Source organism: Luteipulveratus flavus, assembly GCF_029439465.1.
Classification (GTDB): Bacteria; Actinomycetota; Actinomycetes; order Actinomycetales; family Dermatophilaceae; genus Luteipulveratus; species Luteipulveratus flavus.
Map to the genome: position 1 here is coordinate 40,530 of NZ_JAROAV010000015.1, position 6,790 is coordinate 47,319.

Annotated in this window: 6 protein-coding genes; 5 read left to right on the forward strand and 1 reads right to left on the reverse strand. The window is 72.0% G+C overall.

The genetic code is table 11. The features are described from left to right. Window positions 1–510: 510 nt before the first annotated feature. Entirely contained in the window at window positions 511–1,194 is a 684-nt protein-coding gene (gene pdxH / locus P4R38_RS05180; RefSeq protein WP_275236641.1) for a pyridoxamine 5'-phosphate oxidase, read from the reverse strand. Window positions 1,195–1,303: 109 nt separating this feature from the next. Here pdxH and P4R38_RS05185 point away from each other — a divergent pair, with 109 nt between their 5' ends. The 5 genes from P4R38_RS05185 to pepN all read left to right on the forward strand — a co-directional run bounded on the left by P4R38_RS05185 (window position 1,304) and on the right by pepN (window position 6,637). Continuing rightward, window positions 1,304–1,462 carry a ribbon-helix-helix domain-containing protein gene (locus P4R38_RS05185; protein ID WP_275236640.1) on the forward strand — a complete coding sequence of 53 codons (159 nt, stop codon included), beginning with the start codon at window positions 1,304–1,306 and terminating at the stop codon, window positions 1,460–1,462. Further along, window positions 1,459–2,199 (forward strand): VOC family protein, encoded by a 741-nt coding sequence (locus P4R38_RS05190; protein WP_275236639.1) that lies wholly within the window; start codon window positions 1,459–1,461, stop codon window positions 2,197–2,199. The genes P4R38_RS05185 and P4R38_RS05190 overlap by 4 nt, the downstream gene beginning before the upstream one ends. 67 nt (window positions 2,200–2,266) lie before the next feature. Continuing rightward, the gene (gene serC, locus P4R38_RS05195; RefSeq protein WP_275236790.1) at window positions 2,267–3,391 is read left to right on the forward strand and encodes a phosphoserine transaminase; all 1,125 of its coding nucleotides are present in this window, start codon (window positions 2,267–2,269) and stop codon (window positions 3,389–3,391) included. A 65-nt stretch (window positions 3,392–3,456) separates the two neighbouring features. Next, entirely contained in the window at window positions 3,457–3,909 is a 453-nt protein-coding gene (locus P4R38_RS05200) for a pyridoxamine 5'-phosphate oxidase family protein (protein WP_275236638.1), read from the forward strand. A 121-nt stretch (window positions 3,910–4,030) separates the two neighbouring features. Further along, on the forward strand, window positions 4,031–6,637 hold the full coding sequence (gene pepN / locus P4R38_RS05205) for an aminopeptidase N (protein WP_277191313.1): 2,607 nt from the start codon (window positions 4,031–4,033) through the stop codon (window positions 6,635–6,637). Window positions 6,638–6,790 lie beyond the last annotated feature (153 nt).

Below are 6,790 nucleotides of genomic sequence, written 5' to 3' on the forward strand. Positions count from 1 at the left end.
AGCCGAGCCGGAGGCTGACCGGGGCTATCTGCCACGACATCGCGCACCGCGGCCCTCCCCGCGGCCCAATCCGGGGCTTCCTGCCGCGACATCGTGCGAGGTGTCGCCGCTGTCCCTACCTCGCTCTGCGCGACGGCGCCACGCCCCTTCGTCCGCCGTCGGCGAAATGCGTTGCCTGTCTCGGCGCAGCGACCTACGGTGCTGGTACACGAGAGAGGAGGTGGTCCAGAGGTGAATTCTTCTAGGACGCGTGAGGTGACTGCGCGCTAGCGCAGATCGTCTGTCGGACACCTCCGGTGACCGACGTCGGACGTGGTGGCGAATTCAACGCAGTCACCGCAGCCCGTGGGAGCGCGACTCGTCCATCGCGCACCGTCTCCTCAGAGACGGAGCCCACGGGCTGTCGTCTGCCCACCTTCCCGCGGATGTCGTCCGTCCGGCACTCCATGCACGGCCGGGCAGACGAGCCTCGCGAGGACGGCGCCGGACGAGACCCCGCCCGCCCCGGGGCTACGGCTGGCGCCGCTCGATCCGCCAGGCCGCGTCGGCGTCCAAGGCGCCCGGCGCCGTACGGACGTAGACCAGCCGGTCGTGCAGCCGGTTGCGCCGGCCGCCCCACAGCTCGACCTCGTCGCAGACGATCCGGTACCCACCCCAGAACGGCGGTACGGGCACGTCGTCGAGCCGCCCACGGTCGGGCCAGCGCGTCGCGTACGTCTCGTACGCCGCCTCGAGCTCGGCGCGCGACTCCACCGGCTGGGACTGCAGCGAGGTCCAGGCGCTGATCCGTGAACCCCACGGCCGGGACGAGAAGTAGGCGAGGACGACGTCGGGCGGGAGCGCCTCCGCGTGCCCCACGAACCGGATGGCGCGGTACATCGCGGGCCAGGTGAGCGACGCGGCGACCGCAGGGTTGGCGTGCAGGTCCCGCCCCTTGCGGGACTCCAGGTTGGTGTAGAACCCGGGGCCGTCCACGTCCAGGTACCGCATCAGGACGGTGCGGACGTGCGGCTGGCCGGTCTCGTCGATGGTGGCGACCGACAGCGCCTCCGGCTCGGAGACGTCGCCGTGCTCGGCCTCCCGCTCCCGGGCGTCGGCCAGCCAGCCCGTGATGGCGCTCCACGGCGCGGCGGGCAGGGCGTCGGCGTCGATGCCGTCACCGTCGTAGTCGATGCGGGGACTCAGGTCGGCCATGGGTCGAGCCTGCCACCGTCGCTCGGAGCACCGACGCGCGGTCACCCGAGAACGAGGCGAATCGCAAGAACTCTCGGCTGGCCAGTCTATAGATTGCTAGCATTCGCAGATGGAGCGAACCGGCGACGCGAAAGCGCAGTTCAACGTGTACCTCCCCCGACCCCTCATCACCCGCATCAAGCACCTGGCGGTGGACGAAGGCCGCAGCCTGTCGGCACTCGTCGAGCAGGCCCTGACCGAGTACGCCGACCACCAGGAGACGCGATGACCGAGCAGCAGCTGACCGTCGCGGCCATCCGCTTCACCGACCGGGCGGCCGCCGTGCAGGAGTTCCTCGAGACGCTCGGCCTCTCGACCGCAGTCGAGGGCCGGGACAACGGCTGGGTCGACCTCCGGGCCGGCGCCGGACGGGTCTGGCTGCACGACGCGGCCAGCAGCGACACCGGCGGCGTGCCCGGTCAGACGCGGCTGACGTTCGAGGTCCCCGACGTCGAGAGGACCACGGCCCACCTGGTCGGTGCCGGGTACCAGGCGTCCTGGGTCGACGAGAGCTACGGCCGGTCGATGACGGTGACGGACCCGCTGGGCGACGAGCTGCTGCTGAACGAGCACTCCGAGGACACCTACGGCTTCACCGCGTCCTCACCGCGCCCGGACGAGCGCCTGACCGTCACGCCCGTGCGGTTCACCGAGCCGCGCGGGACGTACGGGAGGTTCCTGCGCGACCTCGGCCTGCGTGAGCGCGGCGAGGCGGACGAGTGGTGGGCGGCGTTCGACTCCGGCGACGGCGTCGTCGGCCTGCACCACGACGACGGGTCGGCGCCGATCGTGCCCGGCCCCGGCGCGTGCCACCTGACCTTCGGCACCGTCGAGGACCTCGACGCCCTCGCCGCACGCCTCGTCGCGGCCGGGTACGCCGACGCGCACGTCGAGCGGGACGAGTACGTCTCCCTCGTGGCCGTGACCGACCCGGACGGCCAGCCGGTGCAGGTGCACGCGCGCTGAACCGGTCGGCGCCGCACCCCGGCCATCAGGTAGGACGGGCCGACGGTCGGCGGTCACCGCTGGCACACTGCCACGGGTGAGCGAGATCGAGCTGCCTCAGGAGCTGCTGCCCGTCGACGGCCGGTTCGGCTCGGGGCCCTCCAAGGTCCGCCCCGAGCAGATGAGCATCCTGCAGACGCTCGGCACCACGGTGATGGGCACCTCGCACCGCCAGGAGCCGGTGCGGTCGCTCGTCCGCGACGTCCGTACGGGCCTCGCGCAGCTGCTCTCCCTCCCGGACGGGTACGAGATCGTGCTGGGGCTGGGCGGGGCGTCGGCCTTCTGGGACGTCGCGACCTTCGGGCTGATCCGCGAGCGCGCGCAGCACCTGGTGTTCGGCGAGTTCTCCGCCAAGTTCGCCGCTGCGACGCAGCAGACGCCCTTCCTCGCCGACCCCTCGATCCGCGAGGTCGCGCCGGGGACGGTCGCGCGGGCGCAGGCGGAGGCCGGGGTCGACGTGTACGCCTGGCCGCACAACGAGACGTCGACCGGTGCGATGGCGCCGGTGCACCGCGTCGCCGGTGCGGACGAGGACGCGCTGGTCGTCATCGACGCGACGTCCGGTGCGGGTGGCCTGCCGATCGAGATCGCCGAGACCGACGTGTACTTCTTCGCGCCGCAGAAGAGCTTCGCCTCCGACGGTGGGCTCTGGCTGGCGGCGTTCTCCCCCGCCGCGCTCGAACGCGCCGCCCGTATCGCCGAGAACCGTTGGGTACCAGCGTTCTTCAGCCTTCCCGCCGCGATCGAGAACTCGCGCAAGGACCAGACGCTGAACACTCCGGCCGTGGCGACGCTCGCCCTGATGGCCGATCAGCTCCGCTGGATGAACGACCACGGCGGCCTCGGCTGGGCCGTCTCCCGGACGACCGAGAGCAGCAGCCGGCTCTACCGGTGGGCCGAGGCGTCGCCGTACGCCGAGCCGTTCGTGACCGCGCCGCAGGAGCGTTCGCTCGTGGTCGGCACGATCGACCTCGCCGACGGCGTCGACGCCGCCCGCATCGCCGCCGTGCTGCGGGAGAACGGCGTCGTCGACACCGAGCCGTACCGCAAGCTGGGCCGCAACCAGCTGCGCATCGGGATGTACCCCGCCGTCGAGCCGGACGACGTCAGCGCGCTGACCGCATGCATCGACCACATCGTCGAACGACTCTGAGCCAGGCGGGGTTTCGGACGCCCGCCGGATGCGCCACAGTGGGGTACGACCCGGAGGAGGCAGCCGTGCCCGAACCCGCTCGTTCCCGCGACCGCCGCAAGCAGGACGCCCTGCACCGTTTCGAGCACGACGTGGACGCGTGGGTCGCGACCGCGGACTCGGCCGAGGCGACGCCGTACCTCGTGCCGTTGTCGTTCGACTGGGACGGCGCGACGTTCCTGCTGGCGACGCTCGCGACCAACCCGACCGGACGCAACCTGCACTCCACGGGTCAGGTGCGGCTCGCGTTCGGCGAGACCCGCGACGTGGTGCTGGTCGAGGGCACCGCGCAGACGCTGGCCCCGGACGACCTGTCCGACGCCGAGGGCGATGCGTTCGCCCGGCGGTCCGGCTTCGACCCGCGCCCGCTGAAGGGGTACACCTTCTACCGGGTGCGGCCGCGCTCGGTGCAGGCCTGGCGCGAGGTCGACGAGCTCGCCGACCGGGAGCTGATGCGGGACGGCATCTGGGTCGTCTGACCAGGTCAGATGCCCATGTCGACCGGCGTCCAGAACGCGTTCCGGGGCGCGTTCCGGTGATCACCGGTGAACGCGGGAGCGCTGTCAGAGAACCGTTCCGCGCCTGGTTCACTGGTCTGTCGTGACCGAGAACACCAACCTCACCCACGCCGAGTGCCAGGCCCGTGCGACCACCGTCGCCGTGCGCACCTACCGCGTGGAGCTCGACCTCGCAGGCGCACCCGATCCCAGCGTCCCGACCTTCCGCTCGCGCAGCACCATCACGTTCACCGCCGAGAACGACGCGACCTGGGTCGACCTCATCGCCGAGCGCGTTGTCTCCGCGACGCTGAACGACGCGCCGCTGGACGTCTCCGCGTACGACGGCGCCCGCCTCCCGGTCACCGGCCTCGCCGCCGAGAACGAACTCGTGGTCGAGGCCGACTGCGTCTACAGCCGCAGCGGTGAGGGGCTGCACCGGTTCACCGACCCGGTGGACGACCAGACCTACCTCTACACCCACTTCGAGCCGACCGACGCGCGGCGGCTCTTCGCGAACTTCGAGCAGCCCGACCTCAAGGCCCGCTTCACGTTCGTGGTCACCGCGCCGGCCGACTGGGAGATCCTGTCCGGTCAGCCGGAGGTGTCCCGGACGACCAGCGGCTCCACCGCGACGGTCACCTTTGCCGAGACGCCGCCCCTGTCGACGTACATCACGGCGATCGCGGCCGGCCCGTACTTCCGCGCCGAGGACACCTGGAGGACCACCCGCGCCGACGGCTCCACCCAGGAGATCGCGCTCGGGGCCTTCTGCCGTCGCTCGATGGCCGAGCACTTCCACGCGGAGGAGATCTTCACCGTCACCCAGCAGGGCCTGAGCTTCTTCGACCGAGAGTTCGGCTACCCGTACCCGTGGGGGAAGTACGACCAGATCTACGTGCCGGAGTACAACCTCGGCGCGATGGAGAACCCCGGTCTGGTCACGTTCACCGAGACCTACCTGCACCGCGGCACCGCCACCCTGGACCAGCAGGAGCGCCGCTCCAACACCACGATGCACGAGATGGCCCACATGTGGTTCGGCGATCTGGTGACGCCGCGCTGGTGGGACGGGCTGTGGCTGAAGGAGTCCTTCGCCGACCTCATGGGCTACGACGTCAACGTCGCGGCCACCGAGTACAAGAACGCCTGGACGACGTTCGCCTGCGGCCGCAAGGCGTGGGCGTACCGCCAGGACCAGCTGCCCACGACCCACCCGGTCGTCGCCACCATCGACGACCTGGAGGCCGCCCGGCAGAACTTCGACGGCATCACCTACGCCAAGGGCGCGTCGGCGCTCAAGCAGCTGATGGCGTACGTCGGGCGCGAGGCGTTCTTCGCCGGCAGCCGCGAGTACTTCGCGACGCACGCGTACGGCAGCACCGAGCTCGACGACCTGCTGGTGTGCCTCGAGCGGGCCTCGGGCCGCGACCTCAAGGAGTGGTCGCAGGTCTGGCTGGAGACGGCCGGCATCTCCGAGCTGACGCCGGAGGTCGAGCACGACGGCGAGGGTCGGATCACCCGGCTGACGATCGTGCAGTCGGCCACCGACCCGCTGACCGGCGAGGACGTCGCGCGGCCGCACCGGCTGGTCGTCGGGCTGTACGAGCTGGTCGGCGACGAGCTGCGACCGGCCCGCTCGATCGAGCTGGACGTCACCGACGGCCGCACCGAGGTCCCGGACGCCGTCGGCGTGCCGGGCGCCCTCGTGGTCGTCAACGACGAGGACCTGACGTACGCCAAGGTGCGGCTCGACGAGGTCTCCCTCGCGGTGGCCCGCGAGCACCTGTCCAGCCTGGAGTCGAACCTCACCCGCGCGCTGGTGTGGTCGTCGCTGTGGAACGCCACGCGGGACGCTCTGCTGCCCGCGTCGGCGTTCCTGGACATCGTCCACGCCCAGGCCGGCACCGAGCGGGACGCGGCGCTGCTCGCGATCGTCCTGGAGCAGGCGCGGGGCGCGATCGTGCGCTACCTCCCGGAGGGCGAGCGCGCCGCCGCCGGCGCACGCCTGGTCGACACCACGCGCGCGGGGCTGCGGGCCGCGGCGCCTGGTTCGGACGCCCAGCAGACCTGGGCCAAGTACCTGGCGCACGCGACCGGCCTGAGCGGTTCCGGCCTGGACGACGTCCGCGGGCTGCTGGACGGGTCCGCGGTGCCGGAGGGCCTCACCGTCGACGCCGACCTGCGGTGGGAGTGCTGGCAGGGCCTGGCCGCCCAGGACGCCGCCACCCTTGCCGAGCTGGACGCCGCGCTCGCCGCGGACGACACGATGACCGGCCGGACCGCGTACCTGCTCGCCCGCGCCTCGCGCCCGGCCGCCGAGGCCAAGGACGAGGCCTGGGAACGCGCGACCACGGACGGTCAGGTCACCAACGACCAGCTGCGCTCGCTGGTCCACGGGTTCAACCACCCGAGCGGCTCGCCCGACCCCTCGTACGCCGACCGCTACTTCGAGGCGCTCACCGAGTGGTGGCGTACGCACACCATGACGATGGCCGGCATCCTGGTCGCGGGGCTGTACCCCGGCGGTGCGCTCGCGGCGGGGCAGGAGCCGGAGCGGCACCCGGTCGTGCTGCAGGCGCAGGAGTGGCTGGACGGCCACGCGGACGCTCCGAAGGCCCTGCGGCGCATCGTCGTCGAGAGCCTGGACGACCACCTCCGGGCCCTGCGCGCCCAGCGCAAGGCCCCCGTCCAGCAACCCGCCGCCTGACCCACCGCCGGCTCAGCCGGCACCACCCGCCGGTTCAGCCGGCGAGCCGCTAGGCGAGCCGTGTCGAAACCCGGTGAGACGCGGGGAGACTCTCCCTACGCCTCACCGGGTTTCGACACGGTCCTTCGCTAGCGCTCCGGACCGGCTCAACCA